Source organism: Streptomyces sp. NPDC002577 (assembly GCF_053594815.1).
On sequence record NZ_JBSFWK010000074.1, the window covers coordinates 1 to 19,479 of the forward strand.

General features: G+C 69.2%; 16 protein-coding genes. 6 read left to right on the plus strand and 10 right to left on the minus strand.

Annotated elements, in window-relative coordinates; all coding sequences use genetic code 11:
• Window positions 1-719: 719 nt before the first annotated feature.
• The 4 genes from ACWD4J_RS42395 to ACWD4J_RS42410 are packed head-to-tail and all read left to right on the plus strand — an operon-like array spanning window position 720 to window position 6,435.
• On the plus strand, window positions 720-2,006 hold the full coding sequence (locus ACWD4J_RS42395) for an ABC transporter substrate-binding protein (protein WP_451400896.1): 1,287 nt from the start codon (window positions 720-722) through the stop codon (window positions 2,004-2,006).
• 6 nt (window positions 2,007-2,012) lie between these two features.
• Window positions 2,013-2,918, plus strand: coding sequence for a carbohydrate ABC transporter permease (locus ACWD4J_RS42400; RefSeq protein ID WP_351307209.1), 906 nt, complete (start codon window positions 2,013-2,015; stop codon window positions 2,916-2,918).
• Window positions 2,918-3,850, plus strand: a complete 933-nt coding sequence (locus tag ACWD4J_RS42405; protein ID WP_451400897.1) for a carbohydrate ABC transporter permease — start codon at window positions 2,918-2,920, stop codon at window positions 3,848-3,850. Before ACWD4J_RS42400 ends, ACWD4J_RS42405 begins: the two co-directional genes overlap by 1 nt.
• A complete protein-coding gene (locus tag ACWD4J_RS42410) occupies window positions 3,847-6,435 on the plus strand; it encodes a beta-galactosidase (RefSeq protein ID WP_451400898.1) in 2,589 nt (862 codons plus the stop codon). Before ACWD4J_RS42405 ends, ACWD4J_RS42410 begins: the two co-directional genes overlap by 4 nt.
• A 48-nt stretch (window positions 6,436-6,483) precedes the next feature.
• Here ACWD4J_RS42410 and ACWD4J_RS42415 read toward each other — a convergent pair whose 3' ends face one another.
• Window positions 6,484-6,855, minus strand: a complete 372-nt coding sequence (locus tag ACWD4J_RS42415; RefSeq protein ID WP_451400899.1) for a VOC family protein — start codon at window positions 6,853-6,855, stop codon at window positions 6,484-6,486.
• A gap of 88 nt (window positions 6,856-6,943) precedes the next feature.
• Window positions 6,944-7,897, minus strand: a complete 954-nt coding sequence (locus ACWD4J_RS42420; protein WP_451400900.1) for a MerR family transcriptional regulator — start codon at window positions 7,895-7,897, stop codon at window positions 6,944-6,946.
• Between the two features lie 97 nt (window positions 7,898-7,994).
• On the opposite strand from ACWD4J_RS42420, the gene ACWD4J_RS42425 reads away from it, so the two are divergent.
• Entirely contained in the window at window positions 7,995-9,512 is a 1,518-nt protein-coding gene (locus ACWD4J_RS42425) for an alpha/beta hydrolase (RefSeq protein ID WP_451400901.1), read from the plus strand.
• A gap of 152 nt (window positions 9,513-9,664) precedes the next feature.
• Here the strand turns inward: ACWD4J_RS42425 and ACWD4J_RS42430 are convergent, their stop codons facing one another.
• From ACWD4J_RS42430 to ACWD4J_RS42455, 6 genes are all read right to left on the minus strand, one after another.
• Window positions 9,665-10,765 carry a baeRF2 domain-containing protein gene (locus tag ACWD4J_RS42430; protein ID WP_451400902.1) on the minus strand — a complete coding sequence of 367 codons (1,101 nt, stop codon included), beginning with the start codon at window positions 10,763-10,765 and terminating at the stop codon, window positions 9,665-9,667.
• An 83-nt stretch (window positions 10,766-10,848) separates the two neighbouring features.
• Window positions 10,849-11,145, minus strand: coding sequence for an antibiotic biosynthesis monooxygenase (locus ACWD4J_RS42435; protein ID WP_451400903.1), 297 nt, complete (start codon window positions 11,143-11,145; stop codon window positions 10,849-10,851).
• 156 nt (window positions 11,146-11,301) lie between these two features.
• Window positions 11,302-12,222, minus strand: coding sequence for a transketolase family protein (locus tag ACWD4J_RS42440; RefSeq protein WP_451400904.1), 921 nt, complete (start codon window positions 12,220-12,222; stop codon window positions 11,302-11,304).
• Between the two features lie 56 nt (window positions 12,223-12,278).
• On the minus strand, window positions 12,279-12,986 hold the full coding sequence (locus ACWD4J_RS42445; RefSeq protein WP_451400905.1) for a transketolase: 708 nt from the start codon (window positions 12,984-12,986) through the stop codon (window positions 12,279-12,281).
• Window positions 12,987-13,144: 158 nt separating this feature from the next.
• Window positions 13,145-14,011, minus strand: a complete 867-nt coding sequence (locus ACWD4J_RS42450) for an RNA polymerase sigma-70 factor (protein WP_451400906.1) — start codon at window positions 14,009-14,011, stop codon at window positions 13,145-13,147.
• A gap of 11 nt (window positions 14,012-14,022) precedes the next feature.
• Window positions 14,023-14,586, minus strand: coding sequence for a carboxymuconolactone decarboxylase family protein (locus tag ACWD4J_RS42455; RefSeq protein WP_451400907.1), 564 nt, complete (start codon window positions 14,584-14,586; stop codon window positions 14,023-14,025).
• 478 nt (window positions 14,587-15,064) lie between these two features.
• Between ACWD4J_RS42455 and ACWD4J_RS42460 the strand changes: the two genes are divergently transcribed.
• On the plus strand, window positions 15,065-16,111 hold the full coding sequence (locus tag ACWD4J_RS42460) for a glycoside hydrolase family 5 protein (RefSeq protein WP_451400908.1): 1,047 nt from the start codon (window positions 15,065-15,067) through the stop codon (window positions 16,109-16,111).
• A gap of 137 nt (window positions 16,112-16,248) precedes the next feature.
• Here ACWD4J_RS42460 and ACWD4J_RS42465 read toward each other — a convergent pair whose 3' ends face one another.
• Together ACWD4J_RS42465 and ACWD4J_RS42470 are read right to left on the minus strand one after the other, a co-directional pair.
• Window positions 16,249-17,778: a non-reducing end alpha-L-arabinofuranosidase family hydrolase gene (locus ACWD4J_RS42465; RefSeq protein ID WP_451400909.1), complete on the minus strand. Its 1,530-nt coding sequence runs from the start codon at window positions 17,776-17,778 to the stop codon at window positions 16,249-16,251.
• Between the two features lie 121 nt (window positions 17,779-17,899).
• The gene (locus ACWD4J_RS42470; RefSeq protein ID WP_451400910.1) at window positions 17,900-19,195 is read right to left on the minus strand and encodes an extracellular catalytic domain type 1 short-chain-length polyhydroxyalkanoate depolymerase; all 1,296 of its coding nucleotides are present in this window, start codon (window positions 19,193-19,195) and stop codon (window positions 17,900-17,902) included.
• Window positions 19,196-19,479 lie beyond the last annotated feature (284 nt).

The window sequence follows — 19,479 nt, forward strand, 5'->3', positions numbered from 1 at the left end:
GGGGGCGGGCGACGGCGGGCGAGCCACGTACGGAGAGGGACCGGCCGGAGCCTGGACCCGCGCGGACGTCGGCCCTCACGAGACGTATGCGGCGCCGACGAACGTTCTCGCATGCGGTGTTGACCGCGCTGGTGCCGCCGGCTCCCATGGCCCAAGGGGGGCGCGGCACTCAGCCGGGCAGGTCGAGGAACCGTCGTGCGAGATGCAGGAGTCGGCTCGGAGGGCGTCGTCGTCGACGCCCGCGGCGAGCGGGTGAATGACGGCGCCGCTGATTGCGGCGGTCAGGCATCGCGGCAGGAATGCGGGCCTCGGACCTGTCGTCCTCGCCCATCGACAGGCGGTAGAGGCGGTCCATCGCCTGGCGGAGCGGCTCATGGTGGGCGAAGAACCGGACAAGGACGGGATCGCAGGCGATCAGCCGGGCCGGGTCGTGGATCGGGTTGCACCTGCCGTAGGACGACACGGAGTGCCAACTGCACCGGTGTTCGGCCGAAGTCAGGGCCCGGTCGAGCAGCGTGGACTGTCTCCTTGGCCGTGAAAACACCGGCCCGAACGCCTCTGCGGCGGCATCCGCCGGGATGTGGTCTGAAACCCGTAGGAAACAGGGTCTTGTCTCTGACTTAAAACGAGGGTTAGTTTAACCGCCACTCGAAGCCGCTCTGATCATCGCCGGGCGACTCGCAGAAACGTTTTCGCGCACCTCAAGGAAGGCCACTGCCATGACGTTTGGCGCAGCAGGAGTTTCGCGTCGGAGCTTTCTCGGGCTAGGAGTCGCGGCGGGCGTCATCACGCTCACGGCGTGCGGCTCCAGCAGCGGTTCGAGCGACGAACCGCTCGTGATGACGGTGTGGGGTGGCGAGACCGACCGGCAGACGTACCAGAAGCGCATCGACCTGCTGGTGAAGAAGTACCCCGACCTGAAGGTCAAGCTCCAGCTGATCCCCTCGGACTCGTACCCGCAGAAGGTGCAGACGATGATCGCGGGCGGCAAGGGCCCGGACATCATGCAGGTCGCGGAGAACGTCAACGTCTACTCGAGCAAGAACCAGCTCCAGCCGCTGGACGACCTCGCCAAGAGCGCGGGGCTGGACCTGAGCAAGCGGTTCGGGGCGATCGGGTCGCTCTACTCGTACCAGGACAAGGTCTACGCGATACCGGACCGTTCCGGCGCGATGATCGTCTACTACAACAAGACCCTGTTCGAGTCGAAGGGCATCAAGGCGCCGACGGCCGACTGGACGTGGGACGACACCCTCGACGCGTTCAAGGAGCTGACGACCAAGGGCAAGACGTGGGGCTACGGGGGCGCGGGCTGGTGGCCCCAGTGGTGGAGCTTCGCGTACCAGAACGGCGGCACCATCATCGACGCGAGCGGCAAGCCGACCGTGGACAGCGACGAGGTCGTCGAGGCGTTGCAGTGGGCGGGCGACCTGCTCTTCAAGCACGGCGTGGTGCCGACGAAGGCCCAGTACGCCGACATGGGCACGGACGTCGGCGGTGACCAGGCCTTCGCGGCCGGCAAGGTCGCGGTCAACACCACCGGGTTCTGGGCCATTGCCGGCCTCACGGACACCAAGTTCGAGTGGGACATCGCACCGATGTGGCGCGGCAAGAAGCAGGCCGTGTCCTCCTTCGGCAGCGGCCTCGCCATCTCCCGTACCGCCAAGAACCCCAAGAACGCGATGAAGGCGATCGACTTCCTCACCTCGCCGACGGCCCAGCAGCAGATCATCGCCACCGGCGAGGACGTGCCGGCCAACCTCGAGGTGCAGCAGAGCGAGGCGTTCCTCAAGCCGGCGTGGATGAAGACGCCGGTGAACATGGGCGTGTTCGGCGAGTCGAGCTCCTTCCTCTTCAAGGCGCCGTTCATTCCCGAGTGGAACGAGATGCAGGCGGCGTTCGACACCGGACTGGCCGACTTCTGGCTCGGCAAGGAGAAGAGCGCCAAGAACGCGCTCAGCGCGGTCCAGAAGAACCTCGAGTCCATCATCAAGTCCGCGGGATAGTCGGCGATGGCCATGTCGAAGCTGCGGCGCCGTGAGGCGCTCTGGTTCTACCTGTTCGTCTCGCCGTGGGTGATCGGGTTCCTCGTGTTCCTGCTGGGACCGATGATCTCGTCGATCTACCTCTCGATGACGGACTGGGACTCCTTCACCGCGCCCAAGTGGGTCGGTCTGCAGAACTACACCAAGCTGCTGACCGAGGATCCGGTGTTCTGGAAGGCCCTCGGGAACACCTTCCACTACGCGGCGATCTCCGTCCCGCTCGGACTGCTGATCGGACTGTGGCTGGCGAACCTGCTCAACAAGCAGGTTCGTGGCCGCAAGCTGTTCCGCACCCTGATCTACCTGCCGACGCTGGTGCCCCTGGTCGCCGCCTCGATGGCCTTCAGGGTGGTACTGGCCCCGTCGGGTCCGCTCAACGACGTGCTCGGCAAGATCGGTATTTCCGGGCCGCAGTGGCTGCTGGACCCGGGCTGGGTGAAGTACGCACTGATCCTGCTGTCGGTGTGGAGCGCCGGCAGCGCGACCGTCCTGCTGCTCGCCGCGATGAGGGGCATTCCGCAAGAGCTGTACGAGGCGGCCGAAATCGACGGCGCCGGCCCGGTGCGGCAGTTCTGGAGCATCACGGTGCCCCAGCTGACCCCGGTCATCTTCTTCAACCTGGTGATGGGGCTGATCGCGGCGTTCCAGGTCTTCTCACAGGTGTACATCCTCACGCCCAAGGCGTCCCAGCCCGGTACGTACAACGCGAGCCAGACGATGGTGCCGTACCTGTTCGACCAGGCGTTCTCCTACTACCACATGGGCTACGCGTCGGCGATCTCCTGGCTGTTGTTCGCCGTGATCCTGGTGTTCACCCTGCTGGCCTTCCGCACCACCCGCCGCTGGGTGTTCTACGAGACCGAGGTGAAGTGATGGCGACCGTGGTATCCGCCGCCGCGCCGCAGCACGAAGGCGAAAAGCGGAGGGACGAAGAGCGCGCGAGCGGTGCGCCCCGCGTCCTGCGGGTGTTCCGGGCGACACCCTTCACCTACGCGACCCTGATCGTCGTGTCGGCGCTGCTGTCGACGCCGCTGGTGTTCGCCGTGTCCATCGCACTGTCGAGCGACCACACGGTGGCCACCAACGGGTTCACGATCTTGCCGCACGAGTTCCGCTGGGAGAACTTCACCCGGGTCTTCGGCAGTGATCTGCCGATGGGCCGGTTCCTGGTCAACTCCCTGCTCATCTCGGTCGGTTCGGTCATCGGCCAGATGGTGTCGAGCGGCCTGGTCGGCTACGCGTTCGCGCGCCTGAGGGCCCCCGGCAAGAACGCGCTGTTCCTTGTCGTCATCGCGACGATGATGATTCCGACGCAGATCACGATGATTCCGCAGTTCATCCTGTTCAAGGACCTGGGCTGGGTGAACACCTATCTGCCGCTGATCGTGCCCAACTTCTTCTCGAACGCCTTCAACGTCTTCCTGGTACGCCAGTTCGTCTCCCGTCTGCCGAATCAGCTCGACGAGGCGGCCATGGTGGACGGGCTCGGATTCTTCGGCATCTACCGGCGCATCATGCTCCCGATGCTGTGGCCCGTGTTGATCGCGATCGGCATCTTCACCCTGACGTACAACTGGGGTGACTTCATGGGTCCGTTGATCTACCTGAACGACGAGTCGAAGATGCCGCTGGCGCTGGGCGTGCAGTACATCACCACCACGGGCGTGGCAGGCCAGCCGCCGCCGTGGAACCTGGTGATGGTCGGTTCCATCCTTCTCACACTGCCGATGATCGTCGTCTACTACCTCGGCCAGCGGTACCTGTACGAAATGGACATCAGCGGCGGCAGCGCGGGGGTCAAGTGAGTCATTCGGCAATCATCAGCAGCGGCATCGAGCTCGACGCCCGAGGAGTCCGGATCGACGGCCGCCCGCGCACCGTGCTCTGCGCGTCCTTGTTCTACTTCCGCCTTCCGCGGGAGCAGTGGCGTCCGAGGCTCGAGCAGGTACGAGCTTCGGGATACACCTGCGTGGACGTTTATCTGCCGTGGAACTTCCACGAGTTGGCGCCTGGCCGCTGGTCCTTCGAGGGCCGGCGGGACGTCGCCGCCTTCCTGGACCTCGCGCAGGAGGTCGGGCTGTACGTCATCGCGCGGCCAGGCCCGTACATCTGTTCCGAGTGGGACGGCGGTGCCCTGCCGGCCTGGTTGGGTCTCGACCCCTCCTTGAGGATCCGTCAGCACGAGCCGCGGTTTCTCGCCCAGGTCACCGCGTGGTTCGACCAGGTGCTGCCCGTTCTGGCCGATCGCCAGTACCCGGCGGGCGGCCCCGTCATCATGGTGCAGTTGGAGAACGAGCTGGACTTCTTCGACTGCGAGGACCGCGCGGGATATCTGACGGCCTTGCGCGACCAGGCAGTCCGCCACGGCATCACCGTGCCGCTGATCGCCTGCGCCGGACAAGGTGATATCGAGGGCGCCACCGGAGACGTCCCCGGCGTCGTACCGGCGTGCAACTTCTACCCGGACGACGACTCCCCGCACATCGAGGCCGAGGTACGGCGCTACGCCGAGATGCTGGCGGACCGCGGCGTGCCGCTACTGATCACCGAGACGAATCGGCGCCATCGCACACTGCGGCGGCTGCTGGCGAGCGGTGCCTCGTTGATCGCGCCGTATCTGCAGTCGTCCGGGTGGAACTTCGGGTACACGCCGTCCAGCGGCAACTGGGGCAACCCCGGCAACTTCATGAGCCACGGCTACGACTTCGGCGGATACGTCTCGTCAACCGGTGCCGAACGGCCGGAGTACACCCAGGCGCAGGTGTTCGCGCGCCTGATCGACGCGCTGGGATCGCGGCTGGCTCTCGCCACGTCGACCACGCCTCGCGTGGAGGTGACGGCCGACTTTCCGACCAGCGCGTCACCGTCGGCTCTGGACCTTCATGACGGCGGGCAGTTGATTGCCGTACCGAATCTCGGCACGGCACCGGGCCGGGCGGTCGTGAACGGGGTATCGGTCGCCGTCGCGCCCGACTCATGTCCGCTGATGCTGGTGGACGTACCGTTGCGATCCTGGGGTGTCCACGGTTCGGACGCGACGCTGACCCTGGCCTCAGCGGATCTGGTGGCGGCGACGGACGGCGCGCTGGCGTTCTCCTCCGACGTGCCGGTCACCGTTGTCGTGGATGGGAGTCAGGTCGAGATCCCGGCGCCCGCGATCGGCGCACCCGAGCGGACGATCGTCGAGGGACTGACGATTGTCGTGCTGGCGCCGTCGGACGCCGCACGCCTCCAAGAGATGGACCGCGACGGCACAGTGCATCTGACCGATGCGCCGCAGAAGGAGGGCACGACGCCGCCGGCCGCCGTACCGGCGGTTCGGCAGCGGTCGGTCGCCGCTCCCGAGAAGTCGGCGGCCACCCACGAACTGCCGCCTACGCTCGAGTCGCTCGGCGTGTACCGGGGGCGCGGGACCTACCGGACCACGGCCGATCTGACGGGCATCGACGAACTGCTCCTCGTCGGCGCCGCGGACATCGTCGACCTGTCGATCGCGGGTCACGTACAGCCGACGATCGCCGGATTCGGCGCGGCACAACGGATAGACGTGCACGATGTCACGGGCAGCGCGGGGATCGAGGCCGTCGTGGAGATATGGGGGCACGCGAACTTCGACGACGTGCGCCTGCCCGCACTCCGCCTCGGCGCGCTCCGCGGACTCGGCACGCTGTGGACGGTCCGGGACGTGGCGGACCTGTCGGCCCTGTGGACGGTGAGCGGCCACTGGGCAGGCGTACCGGCACCCACACGGGAGCTCGGCGGCTGGAGCAGCACCCGTGTCGGCATCCCCGTCACCTACACGCGCCGCATCCAGTCGACAACCGTGTCGGCGCTGCACCTGAAGGGTGTGGTCGAGCCGGTACGCGTGACCGTGGACGAGGGCGAGCCGAGCACCGTCCACGCCGAGAATCCCTGGATCCTGCTGCCCGCTGGTACCCGGCAGATCTCGATCACGATGCCGCACCACCCCAGCGGCGGCGGCCTTCGCGCAGAGCTGCTCAGCCTTGAGCAGGTGACGGACTGGTCGTGCGCCACGCAGGACGACGACCTGCTGACCCGTTTCGCCGCCGAGCCCGGCCCCGCGCAGGACATCCGGCTGCCGCTGACTCTGAAACCGGGTGAGGAGGCCTGGCTCGACGTCGACCTGCCGCCGTCCGACGGCGGCTTGCTGGTACGCCTGGACGGGTCGCAGATCCGGGTGACCGGATGGACCGACGGAGAGTGTGTGGGCCGAATCTGGGTCGGCGACCGGCCGGCCTTCTCGGGCGGAGACCCGGACGCGCTCTGGGTTCCGGCCGGATGGTCCGGGCTGACCCTGCTGGTCAGGGGGATCGAGGGGCAGGGCGATCCGGAGCTTCGTACGCTGAGGCTGGAGTCTCCGAACACCTGAGGTCACCCCCCTGACCCCGACCGCGTCCGCGTCGCGGCCCGGAAGCCGTCATGCCTCCTGATAGAGGTTCACGATGTTGCCGTCCGGGTCGCGCAGCCACACCGATCGACGCCCCCACGGCTGGGTCGTCGGCGGCTTGAGGATCTCAGCGCCCTGGGCCAGCAAGAGTTCGTGGCGTGCGTCGACGTCAGTGACCTGGAACTCCAGGGTGAAGCTGCCGTTCGAGGCTGCGGCCGTAGACCCGGGCACCATCGACTCCATGCCCTGGACGGAGAAGAACGACAGGACCGCACCGGGGACCGTCACCTGGGCGAAGGGGTCCTCGCCCTGGACTTCCGCGTCGAGGACCGCGGCGTAGAAGGCGGCGAGGGCCGGGACGTCGTCGGTGATCAGGCAGGTGCCGGTGAAGTGTGGCTGCATCAGGGCATCGTAGGCGGACGGCAGCACCGGAACGGGCGGTTCCGACCGGCAACGGCCGGGCCCACCGGCCCAGATGGCCGTGGCGGGCTCAGGCCGCCGCGGCCATCTGCGTGTCCAGTGCCGCGAGCAGCCAGTCGTGCGCGGTCCCGGGGGTCGGCTCCCGTCGGCCGCCCGGCGGCGTGATCACCTCGGCCACCAGCTCCCAGTACCGGTCGATGCGTGGGTCGGCCGCGAGCTGCCCGGCCAGCAGGCGGCGGAAACCGATGGTGTCCCGGGTGCCGTACGCGCTCGTGTACGCGGCCACGAAGCTGTCCAGCGCCTCGCCCGGGTACGGGTTCCGGTCCTGGCGCAGCTGCGCTCCCGCCAGCTCGTACGCCTCGGCCAGGCCCGCGTACAGCACAACCGACCCACGGGCCCCTGCCGCCTTGTGCACCTCCGGCTGGGGCTGTTCCCGGCCCGTGCACGGGCGGGTCGTGAAGGCGTGCAGCCGGGCGAAGGCGAGCACCTGCGCCGGCCCTGGGTCGTCGGGCGGTTGCGGTACGGCCACTTCCAGGAACGCGGCGACGGACCGGGCCGGCATCCGGGGCGGCAGCCAGGCGCGCCAGAACCGGGCCAGCGGGGCCGTGCTCGGCGGTGCGTTCACCGCGCCGATCAGGCGCAGTCGGCCGGCGCGCTCCCCGGGCGGGCACTCCTGGACCAGCCGCAGCGCCGCCTCCCGCCAGCGCAGGGCGGCGAGTTGGGAGCCGAATTCGCGAAGCTGCCCGGCGACGGCGTCCTCCAGTGCGCTGCCGGCCTCGCCGTTCTGGTCCTCCTCGTCGAGGATGCGACGCACTTCGGGGACGGGGAGGCCGAGGGTGCGCAGGGAGCGGATCAGGCGCAGCCGGTCGAGTGCGGCGGGGCCGTACCGGCGATGCCCCCCGGCGCTGCGGGAGGCCTCCGGCAGCAGGCCGCGGTCGGAGTAGAAGCGGACGGTCTTGACGGTGACACCTGCGTGCTCGGCGAGTTCGCCGATGCTGCACAGGCCGTCGGGCGACGTGAACACTTGAACCTCCCTCAGGGGGAGTTCCTACCGTACCGGCGAGCGCGGCCGGGCGGATCTGCCCTGGTGCGCGGACGACGGCGTACTGAAGGAGAGGACGATGACCGTATTCATCCTGGTGTCGGGTGTGTTCACCGGCGCACACGTGTGGCAGGAGACGGGCGCGCGACTGGCCGCGGCGGGCGCCGAGGTACACGCGGTCGCCCTCACCGGAATCGGCGGCCCCCGCCCCGCCGAGGGTGCCGGCGTCGACCTGGAGACGCATATCGCGGACGTACTCGCGGTGATCGACTCGGTCGGCGAGGCGTCCGGCCGGGAGATCGTGCTGGTCGGCCACGACTACGGCATTCACCCGGTGTTGGGCGCCGCCGACCGGAGGGCGGAGCGCATCGCACGGATCGTCTACCTGGACGCGGGGATGCCGCGGGACGGCGTCCCGGCGCTGGCCGCGGTGCCCGACCAGTCGCTGCGCGAGCAGTTGGCCGCGCGCGCCGCGGTGAGGGCCGACGGGGAGCTGCCGCCCCCGGCCAGGCAGGAGTGGCAGCGCTGGGGCAGCATCGCGGGCGTTCCCGAGGCGGCGCTGGACCGGCTTACCGCCCTGGCCTCGCCGCAGCCGCTGGGCACCCTGGTCCAGCCGCTGCGGCTGACCGGCGCGGCGGCCGCGGTGCCCAGCACAGGGGTGCTGTGCACCGGCAACGGCGCGGGCATCGAGATGGTCCAGTTGCGGGTGAGCTTCGGCGACCCCGCCCTGCAGGCCCTGACCGATCCCGGGGTGACCTTCTTCGAACTCCCCACCGGGCACTGGCCGATGCTGTCCTGCCCCACCGAGCTGGCGGAGGTCCTGCTGCTGGCGGCGGCCGGCGAGGGGCACCGGCTGAAGCCGGCCGGCGCCGCCGAGCCGCCCGCACATCTGCGGCCGTTCCCGCTGGATGTGCCCGAACTCCCGCGTGAGCGGACCGGGAACGTCGATCTGTATCTGCCCGAGGCCGCAGGGCCGCGGCCGGCGGTGGTGTTCGTGCACGGCGGCCCGGTGCCCGCCCAGGCCCGGCCGACCCCGCGGGACTGGCCGACTTTTACTGGGTACGCCCGGTACGCGGCAGGGCAGGGGGTGGTGGGCGTGACCCTCGACCACCGCCTGCACGATGTGACCGACTACGAGCGTGCCGCAGCCGACGTGGCCGCCGGGGTGGAGCTGGTCCGGGCCGATCCGCGGGTGGACGCGGACCGGATCGCGCTCTGGTTCTTCTCCGGCGGCGGTCTGATCACGGCGGACTGGCTGGGGGCGCCCCCGGCATGGCTGCGCTGCCTCGCGGCCAATTACCCCATCCTCGCGCCACTGCCGAACTGGGGGCTGGCCACAAGCAGGTTCCACCCGGCCCGCGCCGTGGCGGGCGCCGGCGCCGTGCCCATCGTGCTCACCCGGGCAGGGCTCGAGATGCCCGAGATCGCCGCCACCGTCGAGGAGTTCCTGGCCGCGGCCAAGGACTGCGGGGCCGACGTCGAGGTGGTCGACGTGCCGCACGGTCACCACGGCTTCGAGACCCTCGACGCCACCGACGCATCGCGCGAGGCCGTGCACCACGCGATGCGCTCGGTGCTGGCGCACCTGACGGCCTGAGCCGGGCCGTCCCCCGGACTCGCACCCGACACGCAGGAGGGGGCGGGCGAACACCCTGAACACCGAGCGGTCCCAGCCGTACCGGGTGGGCTGAACAGCGGTTGCGTGAACACGTGGGGCCCAGAGCACGGCACGCTGTGCTCCTCGTGCGGTCAGCAGCGCACGAGTACGCCGATCCCGTCCTCCAGAGGTGTCTCTTCCCTGGACACGACGATCAGCTCGGCCCCGCTGCAGACGGCGGCAGACAGCAGGGCGGCGTCGGCGGGCTGCTTCTCGTGGCCGGTGGCTCCGAAGGTGTGCAGGCCGGCGGAGGACAGGGCGATCTCGTCGGGAGCGGTGCCCAGCCAGATCTCGGGCCAGTCATCGGTGGGGTGGTTGACCACGAGGGCATCGGCCTGGCCGCGTTGAAGGGCCGCGACCGTGGCGGGCAGACCTTCGCAGCCGGCGTGGGTGCGGCGAGCGCGCTGGGCGGCGAAGCTGTCCAGCCGGTCGCGGTCGTGGGCGGAGACGCGGCCGCGGAAGAGGGCGGCGAGCTGGGGCTCCAGCAGAGCCCGGCCGGTCTCGGTGCCGCGGCCGTTGCCGGGGACGGTGGTAACGCGGCGGCGTACCGGGGCGGGCAGTCGGCCGGCCAGTACGCCGCGGGCCCAGCTGTCACCGCACAGCACGAGAGTGTCGGCGTGGCCGAGGTCCATGAGATGGGTCAGCTCACCGGCGAGTCGCTCGGCCTCCAGGGGCCACTGGTGGATCGGCATGCGCAGGCAGGTGACGCGGCGGGGGGCGACCGAGCTGCTCGGCCAGCGCCCCGTCTGCAGCGCTATCTGCACGTCCCCAGGGGCAGGATCGATGTCTTCGGGTGTGCCGCGGGTGAGGACGGCGGCGGCGTAGGGGATGTCCGGGGCATGCTGCAGAGTCAGGGGCATGGCGTCGGGAAGCAAGGCGTAGTTGATCTTGTCCACCGGGGGAGGCTCGGGCAGCTCCTCGGTGAGGAGCAGTTCCCCTTGGGTGGCGAAGAGGGCCTGGCCGTGACGGCTGGGCAGGCCGGTGCCGGTGCTGCCGATGGCGTCGGCGACGGCGTCGGCGGTGGCTGGGTCGGCGCCGAGCTCGACCAGGTGCGCGCGGGCGTGACGCCGACGCAGCTCGATGGCCTTGTCCGGGTCCTTGTCCTTGCTGTCGGTGTCGCGAGAGGTGTCGACGTATACGGATGCGAACGGCCCTGGCCGGGCGTACAGGGTGTCGAGGAAATACAGCTTCACAAAGATCACTCCTTGACACTCCTCGCCCGGCTTCCTCGGCTCCTCCGTGGGGCGACCTCCTTCTAGCCCTCCGGGATGGCGAGCTAGCCCTCCGGGACGGCGAGCTCACGGCCTCGGTAGAAGGACTCCCGCTCCTCGACGACGTACGGGGTCATCGCTTCGCGTCGGCCCGCCTCATCGTCCGAGGCGCGCCAGGCATCACAGGACTCCTTGGAGTCCCAGAAGGACACACCGACGACCTCCTCGCCGTCATCGGACCAGTAGGCGAAGGCGCGGCGAATGCCGTCGGGATGAGTTCCGGGACGCCAGGCCCGCTGGAACTCCTCCAGAAGGCCCGGCCTGATGCGGCGCGTCGTGATCCAGACGTACTGCTCCTCCATCCTGGCCTCCTCCATGTGACGCTCTGATCAAGGCCCCTGCACCCCTACCACCACCGTAGGAGGGGGGAGCGGGTTCCGCCTCCGCCACCTTCGGTCCGAAGCCGCCATGAGGCCGCCTGAGCGATACCGGTGGCGGCCGTCGGGGCGCTTCCGGGTTCACGTCCGTACTGCGGCTCGTCCGCCTGTGACGAAGGCTCCGATCCGGTCCCGGAGCGTGTGCGGGTCGAGCCCGTGTGCGGCCACGTGCTCGGCGATGCTTCCGTAGCGGCGCAGCTCGCGGCGGCCCACACCGAGACCGAGCACCCGGTGCGGGACGTCGGCGAGCGCGCCGCTTGCCGCGGCGGTCGACGTGCCGGCCAGATACGGCTCGACGAGCACGACGTCCGTGCCCGCACCCTCTGTGGCCCAGCGCAGCGCTGCCGCGTCGAAGGGCCGTACGGTCGTCGCGTACAGGACGGTGACGTCCAGCCCCTGTGTGGCGGTGAGCACCGGGTCGAGCATCGGCCCGACGGCGATCACGACGCCGGAGCTGCCCTCGCGCACGGTGCGGAACCGCGCGCCGTCGACCGGGAGGCCGTCGGCGTTCGACTGGACCGACAGCCGTACGTACACCTTGTCGTCGCCCGAGGCGACCGCGTGCCGCAGCAGCGTCTCGGCCTCGTCGGGATGTCCCGGCACGTGCACGGTCCAGTCGTCGAGAGTGTCGAGCAGCGCCACGTCTCCCGGGGCCATGTGCGTGTAGCCGCCCGCAGGCCAGTCGAAGGAGGCGGCGGCGCTGACCAGCACAGCGCCCACGCCCTGGTGGCCGAGGTCCAGCTTCACCTGTTCGAAGGGTCGCTCGACGAGGAAGCTGGCAAACGTGTGCATGATGGGCCGGAGCCCGGTCAGCGCCAGACCCGCGCCCGCTCCGACGAGGAGCTGCTCGCGGATGCCGACGTTGATCACCCGGTCGGGGTGCCTGCGCTGCGTCTCGGTGAAGTCGGCGGAGCCGATCTCGGCGAGGACGACGGCGACCCGCGGATCCTCGTCGAGCAACTGGGATGCGACAGGAGCGAAGCGGTCACGCATGGTGTCCATGGGAAGTCCCTTCAGACGTGGGATCGAACGGAAGCGAGGGGCCGCACGGGAGGGCCTCAGCCGGACTTCGGCTCCACCTGCGCCACGACGACGTGCGGGCGGCCCGGGTGGGGCGCGGTGAAGGCCGCGTACAGGGCCTCGTGGTCACGGCCGTCGGCCGTCACGACGGACCAGCCCGCCGCCTCGAAGCGGGCGGCAATGCCGCCGGGCCGGGCGTGGCTGGCCGAGGAGTTGTCGACGACGACCGTGTGCAACCGTTCGAGCCTGGCGGGGCCGGCGAAGGCGATGGCCTCGTGGTTGCTGCCTTCGTCCAGCTCGGCGTCCCCGATCAGCACCCAGACCGCCGGTTCGTCCAGCCCCTGTGCGCGTAGCCCGAGCGCGGTGCCGACTGCGAGTGGCAGTCCGTGTCCCAGCGACCCGCTGCCGATTTCGGCTCCCGGCACCAGCACCCGGTCCGGATGGTGGCCGAGCGGTGAGTCGTACGATCCGAAGCCGGGCAGCCAGTCGACGGGCAGGAAGCCCCTGGCTGCCAGCACCGCGTAGTAGGCCACCGGCCCGTGCCCCTTGGACAGCAGGAACCGGTCCCTCTCCGGGTCGTCACTGCGTTCCGGCCCGACCCGCAGCACCCTGTCGTAGAGCACCCACAGCACGTCGAGCGTGGACGTCGCCGCGGTCCCGTGCTTCTCGTCGCCGGTCATCAGTGCCATGAGCCGTGGCAGGTCTGCGTATCCGTATGCGTGGTCGTGCTCCGCTGTGATCGTCATGACGGCGATCGTGCTACCTCAACCAAGCTTGAGGTCAAGGGTGCGACGCTGGAGCCGACGCACCCGGCCCGCGGCCCGCATCCGCTGAGAGCGCAGCGCGACCGGTTCCGGGCGGTTCTCACCGCCCGGAACACTTACGACAGCGGAGCAGCAGCGAGCTACCTGGCGAGTTCGGCCGGTTCATCCAGCCGCGTCAGTTTCCGCGGGTTTCTCACCACGTAGATCCGGGTGATCCGCCCGTTCTCCACCACGAGGCTCACTGCGGACGGCTCGCCGTCGATCTCGATCCGGCCCGCAGGCGCGCCGTTGAGCCACACGGTCGTCGTCTCGAAAGCGGCCACGACCCGGTTCGCGCGCGCAAGCAACTTCGCCACCACATCTGCCCCGTGGATCGGAGCCAGAGCGGCGGCCACAAGCCCGCCACCGTCGGCGATCATGGCCACGTCGGGCGCCATGACCTCCATCAGCTCCTGCAACCGCCCGGTGCGCAGCGCGGCCAGGAACCGCTCCACCACGGCCTGTTGCTCCGACCGGTTCACCTGCACCCGCGGCCGCCGGGCCGCCACATGCTCGCGTGCCCGCCGCGCGATCTGCCGCACCGAGGCCGCGGACCTGCCCGTCGCCTCGGCGATCTCGCCGTACGGCATCTCGAAGACCTCGCGGAGCACGAACACCGCGCGCTCCGTCGGCCCGAGCGTTTCCAGGACGGTCAGCATCGCGATCGAGACGCTGTCCGCGAGTTCGACGTCCTCGGCGACATCAGGGCTGGTCAGCAGCGGTTCCGGCAGCCACTCGCCCACGTACTCCTCGCGGCTGCGCGACAACGTTCGCAGGCGGTTGAGCGCTTGCCGCGTGACGACCCGTACGAGATACGCCCGCGGGTCACGCACCTGCGACCGGTCGGCGTCGGCCCACCGCAGCCAGGACTCCTGCACCACGTCCTCCGCGTCGGCCGCCGACCCGAGCATCTCGTAGGCGACCGTGAACAGCAGGCTGCGATGGGCGACGAAAGGGTCCTCGGTCATGCCGTCGGCGCTCAACCGGCGGTCTCGGGGCGCGCGGCCAGCGGAATCTCGCACGCGGCGGAGAAGCCCTGCGACTCGATCCCGAGCGCCGTGTTGTTCCTGGTCGACAGGTTTGCAAAGGCGATGACCGCGGTGAGCTCGACCAGCGCCGCCGGGCCGAGCCGGTCGAGCAGACGCGCGGACAGCTCGTCGGTGACGGTCGGCGGCGTGTTCGTCATGGCCTCGGCGTACTCCAGCACGTCCCGCTCCAGCGGCGTGAACACCTCCGACTCCCGCCAGCCCGGCACCTGGCTGGCCTTGGCCAGGTCCAGGTTCTGGTTCAGCGCCTGGAAGTAGTTGATGTCGAGGCACCAACTGCACCCGACCTGCGCCGCGACGGCCATGTGCGCGAACGTCTTGAGGCTCTCGTCGGCCGCATCCCACTCGCGCACTTTGGCCCCGATCTCCAGGGACGCCTCGGCGACCTTGGGGTTGTGCCACGTCACCTCGAGGGGTTCGGGCACGGCACCGAACTGCTTGAGCAAGTTTTCGCTGAACTCAGTGGTGAGCTCTGCCTTCTGGACGCGTAGCGTCATGGTGTTCTCCCTGTGCGTTCGGCTGTTTGACATGAAGACACCAGCGGACCCGCGAATGTGACAACCGTCGCCAGCGCGCATCGCTCATCAGCGCGGACAGGCCGCGGGCCTGGGTTGGCCCTCACTGCCGCTGAAACCATTACGCAACGCTCTTGACATATATATGTGGTCGAGACCACACTCGCTGACCGGTCGGCTATGTCAGGTCAAATGACGGCAAAGGGCAGATCCAGGCCCATCCAGCGACGGGGAGCGGACAGTTGTGACGACGACTACGCCCAACTCCCCTCAGCGCGCAGGTTCCGCACGGCTCGGCTTCGCCTTACGGCCGGTACGACAACGGCCCGTGCTCCCCTGAACCGCACGTTCCCCGCGCAACGCCATGCCGGGTCGCCTCTTCGACGCCGCCGACCGCCGCTCCGTCGGACAAGCGACTCGGCCAACTCCCCCCGCCCTCACCCCCAGAGAAGGTACTGCCATGCCCGTCCGCACCCCCAGCCCCCGGCAGACCCGCATGCGTCCGCTGGTCGCCGCCGCAGCAGCCGCGGCCAGCGCCGCCGCACTGTGCCTCGGCCTCCCGTCTGCCTCCGCAGCCTCCACGACGGACGCACCGAACACCAGCCAGTTCAGAGGCGTGAACTGGGCGGACCCCCGCGACAACTTCGCGAACGACCCGGTGGTGCTGTCCGGGCTGTCCCTCTCCGACAACTACGCCACCACTTACCACAAGGCGAGCCGCATCATCTCCGCCTTCAAGGCCAACCTCGGCGCGAACACCGTCCGGCTACCGATCAACCCCTACACCGTCAACGGTTCGTACTGGCACTCCTATCGGGCCGTCATCGACGCTGCCACCCGGCTGAACTTCAAGGTGATCGTCTCCTACTGGGAAGGCACCGGCACCGCCAAGGACGGCCTCATCGACGACACCGACGCCTACTGGCGCATGTGGACCACGGTCACCCGCACCTACCGCGCGAACGAGCGGGTCTACTTCGAGCCGATGAACGAACCGCACGGCTACACCCCCGCCCAGTGGGCGGACATCGCCGCCGAGTGGATCGACACCTTTCCCGCCGTACCGCGCGACCGCATATTCGTCAGCGGCAGCGGCTACAACGACAGCGTCACCTCCGTATGCGCCGACCCCCGCCTGAAGGGCACCTACCTTTCCCTGCACCACTACGGCTTCTGGGGCAACCACACGTACGACGAGTGGACCACCGATCTCAAGAACCGCCTGGGAGACTGCGCCTGGCGCACCGTGGCCGACGAGTTCGGCGCTTCCATGACCACGGGCCTGGACTACAACGGACCGAACACCGGCAACAACGAGATCGCGTTCATCCAGGCCGACACGGACGTCTTCCGCGCACTGCACATGGGCTCGGTCTACTGGCCCGGTCTGCGCACCGGCGACACCTACAGCATGGAGACCCTCACGGGCAGCTCCGCCAACCCGTGGCTGGAGACCACCAACTCCTCCGGCGCTGACCGGCTGGCCTGGGGGTGGGGCCGCGACTGAGCAATAGTGCAGGTTCCGGCCCCGGTGCGACGGCACCGGGGCCGGCGGGCCACCAGGTCAGGCGTGTGGTGAGACGTGACCGCTGCGCTCCCGCGTCGCGTGATGCACGAAGTGCGATGCGGGAGCGCAACCATGCGTCAGCAGTTGGAGTTCGCCTGGGTGAGCAGTCCCATCCGGTACGGCAGCTGGGAGTAGTCGCCGCTGGAGCTCGGGTCACGCCCTTGGTAGACGTACTGCAGATGGCAGGGGTCGATGGTCAGTGTCTGGTCATTGCTCGAGCGGACCATCTCCCCGTGGCTGATGTCGTTCGTCCACGCGGACCCGTTGAACGAGACGTTGGCCTTGCCCGCGAACGGAGCGCTCTCTGTGGACGCCAACGCGGTCCACGTGCCGGTGAGGCTGCTGGACGTCCAGGACCGGAAGTACCGGCCGTTGGCTCCGATGGCCTCGACCAGCAGCAGATACTGGTTGGTGCCGGAGACCTTGTACACGTTCGACGCCTCGAAGAGGCTGTACTTGGAGTCGGTCATGACGATCGTGGTGTTGCCGAACCCGCCCGGGAAGTTCGCCAGCGTGGTCTGGGCGCGGTAGAGGTGCCCGTTGTCGTCGCTGAAGAACAGGTAGCAGTTCGAGGTGTCACAGACGGTCCAGAAGTCGATCCATCCGCCGGTGCCCTTGTTCTGTGTCACGACCGCCGGCTCCGAGGCGATGAACGTCTTGGGCGCGGACCACGACGTCGGGTCCGACGGGTCGGTCGTCGTCGAGTACGTGGGCGGGCCGGTCTGGTAGACCATGTACCACAGGCCCTGCGGGGCGAAGTAGAAAACCTGCGGAGCAGCCCGGTAACCCGTGCCGATGCCCGAAGAGTCCAGGTAGTGCTGCGTCGCCGAGGAGGCGCCTGCCCACTTGTCGAAGTTGAAGTACTCGAGGCTCCAGCTCCCCGACGTGTTCGCGGTCGTGGCGTAGACGTGGTATTTGCCGTTGTACCGGATGACCGAGAAGTCCTTGATCGAGGCGAGGCTGTGCGACGCGTCCGACTGCGGAGAGGCCAGTACGCCGGTGGACACCCAGGAGAACGTAGAGGGAAGCGAGCTGGAGACGGTGCCGACGTTCACCAGCTGCCACTGCTGGTTGGTCCCGTCCGAGTCGGTGTATTGGTCGACAGCGGCTGCGTCGGACGTGGAAGCGCCCGAGACCTCGACTGCCTTGCCGCTGTTGCGGTTGATGAAGCGGACGTACCCGCCCGACGAATCCGCCAGGCTGAACTGCTGATTGGTCCCGTTGGCGTCGTCCCACTGCTGGATGCGCGCGCCGTCCGCCGTCGACGCCGCCGAGACATCGAGCACCTTGCCGGTGAAGCGGGACCGGAGCCGGTAGTAACCGTTGCCGGCGTCGACGAAGCGCCACTGCTGCCACGCACCGTCGTTACGGGTGTACTGCTGGATCCCCACCCCGTTGTCGGCATTGCGATTGGTGACGTCCATCGCCTTGCCGCTGTTGCGGTTGACGAGCACGTACCACGCGTTGACGTCGACCGTCGCCGCCGAAGCCGGGGCCGTGCTGATGGCGACACACAGGCCGGCGAGCAGAGCCGTCAGCGCGACCCCCACTGTCCCTCTTCGCCAGCGCAGCCATAGGCGCGACCGCGCCTTCTTGTCGGTAGCCATGCGAATCCTCCTTGATTGCGGCTCTACTGCTCCGCGGGCCACGGCCGTGCCCTGACGGGGCGGCGGCGCTGGGAATCGGGGGCCGTCCCTCCCGCGCCGACGAATGTTGACGGACGGCCCGTCAGGTGACCGTGCAGGCCTTGCCATTGAGCGTGAAGGCGTCCGGGGCGTCCGTGGTGCCGGTGTGACTGGCCTGGTAGCCGATGGTGACGCTCGCGTCGGGTGCGAGCGTGCCGTTCCAGGCGGCGTTGGTGGCGGTCACGGCTCCGCTCGAGGGGCTGTATGTGGCGCCCCAGCCGTTGGTGATGGTCTGGCCGGAAGGGAGGGTGAAGCCGAGTTGCCAGCCGTTCAGCGTGGTCGTGCCCGTGTTGGTGAGGGTCACGGAGGCGGTCAGGCCGGTGTTCCAGGCGTTGGCGGCGACCGACACCAGGCAGGCGCCCGGCTCGGGTTGGGGCGCGGGGCCCGTGCTGTCCAGGCCGAAGAAGGTGATCACCCGGGCCGCCATACCGCTGGTGACCAGGTTGTGGCCGGCACCCTGAAGGCTGATGGCCTCGACCGGGGCCTGGTCACCGGTGGAGCCGTAGCGGGTACGGGTCCAGCCGGACTGGGGCGAATCGGTGCTGGTCGGCGTCTGGCTGACACCTTGCACGTTCGTCCACTGCTTGATCTCCTCCCCGAAATTGGGGTAGCGCAGAACGTCGTCCTCCGTGCCGTGCCACAGCTGCATACGCGGCCGGGGTCCGGTGTAGCCGGGGTAGGCGCCGCGGACCAGGTCGCCCCACTCCTGCGCGGTGTGGGTGACGTTGCCGTTCGCGCAGTCGCTGTTCCACTCCGACCCGTCGGTGGTGGCGAAGCAGGCGAACGGCACGCCCGCGAACGCGGAACCGGCCGCGAACACGTCGGGGTAGTCGCCCAGCAGGACGTTGGTCATCATCGCGCCGGAGGAGATACCGGTGGCGAACACCCTGCTGGTGTCGGCGTCGTAGGTGCGGATCACCCAGTCGACCATGGACTTGATGCCCACCGGGTCGCTTCCGCCGTCGCGGCGCAGCGCCTCGGGGGAGGAGACGTCGAAGCACTTGCTGCTGCGGGTGACCGACGGGTAGACGACGATGAAGCCGTACTGGTCGGCCAGCGAGGCGTACTCGGTGCCGGAGTACATCGCGGGACCGGACCCGGTGCAGTAGTGCACGGCCACCACTACCGCCGGGTTCGGGGTGACGCTGTCCGGTACGTACAGGTACATCTGGAGATTGCTGGGGTTGCTGCCGAAGTCCGTGATCTCGGTCAGGGCCGCGGCGGTGGCCGTGGTGTCCGTGGTGTCAGCCTTCGTACGGGCCGAAGCCGAGGCGGCGGGCGGGGCGAGCAGCGTGATCGCGAGTAACGGCACCAGCGCTGCGAAGAGAGCGACGAGCATCGAACGTAGTGGTTGCCATGGTCCTCTCGCGGTGTTGCGGGCAGGTGTGGACACGTCGTCCTTGTCCCTTCGTGGTCACGGCTCTTGAGGACGTCGTTCAGCAGGTGCACGTGGTGCTCTGGGGCAGGAGGCGCAACAGCCGGGCTCGACGCTGGGCTCCCGCGCGACGCCAGTGCGCGAGGGCGGTGACGACGGCCGACTGCCACGCGACGATCCTGCCGACGAACGAACGCGCGCGGGGTCGACACGGTTTGCTCCTCTCGGGCAAGGGAGCCTCCGCGCGA

Excerpts from the sequence above, each read along its gene's own strand:
- ACWD4J_RS42455 (WP_451400907.1), bottom strand. The coding sequence starts at position 14,586 with ATGACGCTACGCGTCCAGAAGGCAGAGCTCACCACTGAGTTCAGCGAA.
- ACWD4J_RS42425 (WP_451400901.1), top strand. The coding sequence starts at position 7,995 with ATGACCGTATTCATCCTGGTGTCGGGTGTGTTCACCGGCGCACACGTG.
- ACWD4J_RS42440 (WP_451400904.1), bottom strand. The coding sequence starts at position 12,222 with ATGGACACCATGCGTGACCGCTTCGCTCCTGTCGCATCCCAGTTGCTC.
- ACWD4J_RS42405 (WP_451400897.1), top strand. The coding sequence starts at position 2,918 with ATGGCGACCGTGGTATCCGCCGCCGCGCCGCAGCACGAAGGCGAAAAG.
- ACWD4J_RS42450 (WP_451400906.1), bottom strand. The coding sequence starts at position 14,011 with ATGACCGAGGACCCTTTCGTCGCCCATCGCAGCCTGCTGTTCACGGTC.
- ACWD4J_RS42465 (WP_451400909.1), bottom strand. The coding sequence starts at position 17,778 with ATGGCTACCGACAAGAAGGCGCGGTCGCGCCTATGGCTGCGCTGGCGA.
- ACWD4J_RS42400 (WP_351307209.1), top strand. The coding sequence starts at position 2,013 with ATGGCCATGTCGAAGCTGCGGCGCCGTGAGGCGCTCTGGTTCTACCTG.
- ACWD4J_RS42460 (WP_451400908.1), top strand. The coding sequence starts at position 15,065 with ATGCCCGTCCGCACCCCCAGCCCCCGGCAGACCCGCATGCGTCCGCTG.
- ACWD4J_RS42470 (WP_451400910.1), bottom strand. The coding sequence starts at position 19,195 with ATGCTCGTCGCTCTCTTCGCAGCGCTGGTGCCGTTACTCGCGATCACG.
- ACWD4J_RS42395 (WP_451400896.1), top strand. The coding sequence starts at position 720 with ATGACGTTTGGCGCAGCAGGAGTTTCGCGTCGGAGCTTTCTCGGGCTA.
- ACWD4J_RS42435 (WP_451400903.1), bottom strand. The coding sequence starts at position 11,145 with ATGGAGGAGCAGTACGTCTGGATCACGACGCGCCGCATCAGGCCGGGC.
- ACWD4J_RS42415 (WP_451400899.1), bottom strand. The coding sequence starts at position 6,855 with ATGCAGCCACACTTCACCGGCACCTGCCTGATCACCGACGACGTCCCG.
- ACWD4J_RS42445 (WP_451400905.1), bottom strand. The coding sequence starts at position 12,986 with ATGACGATCACAGCGGAGCACGACCACGCATACGGATACGCAGACCTG.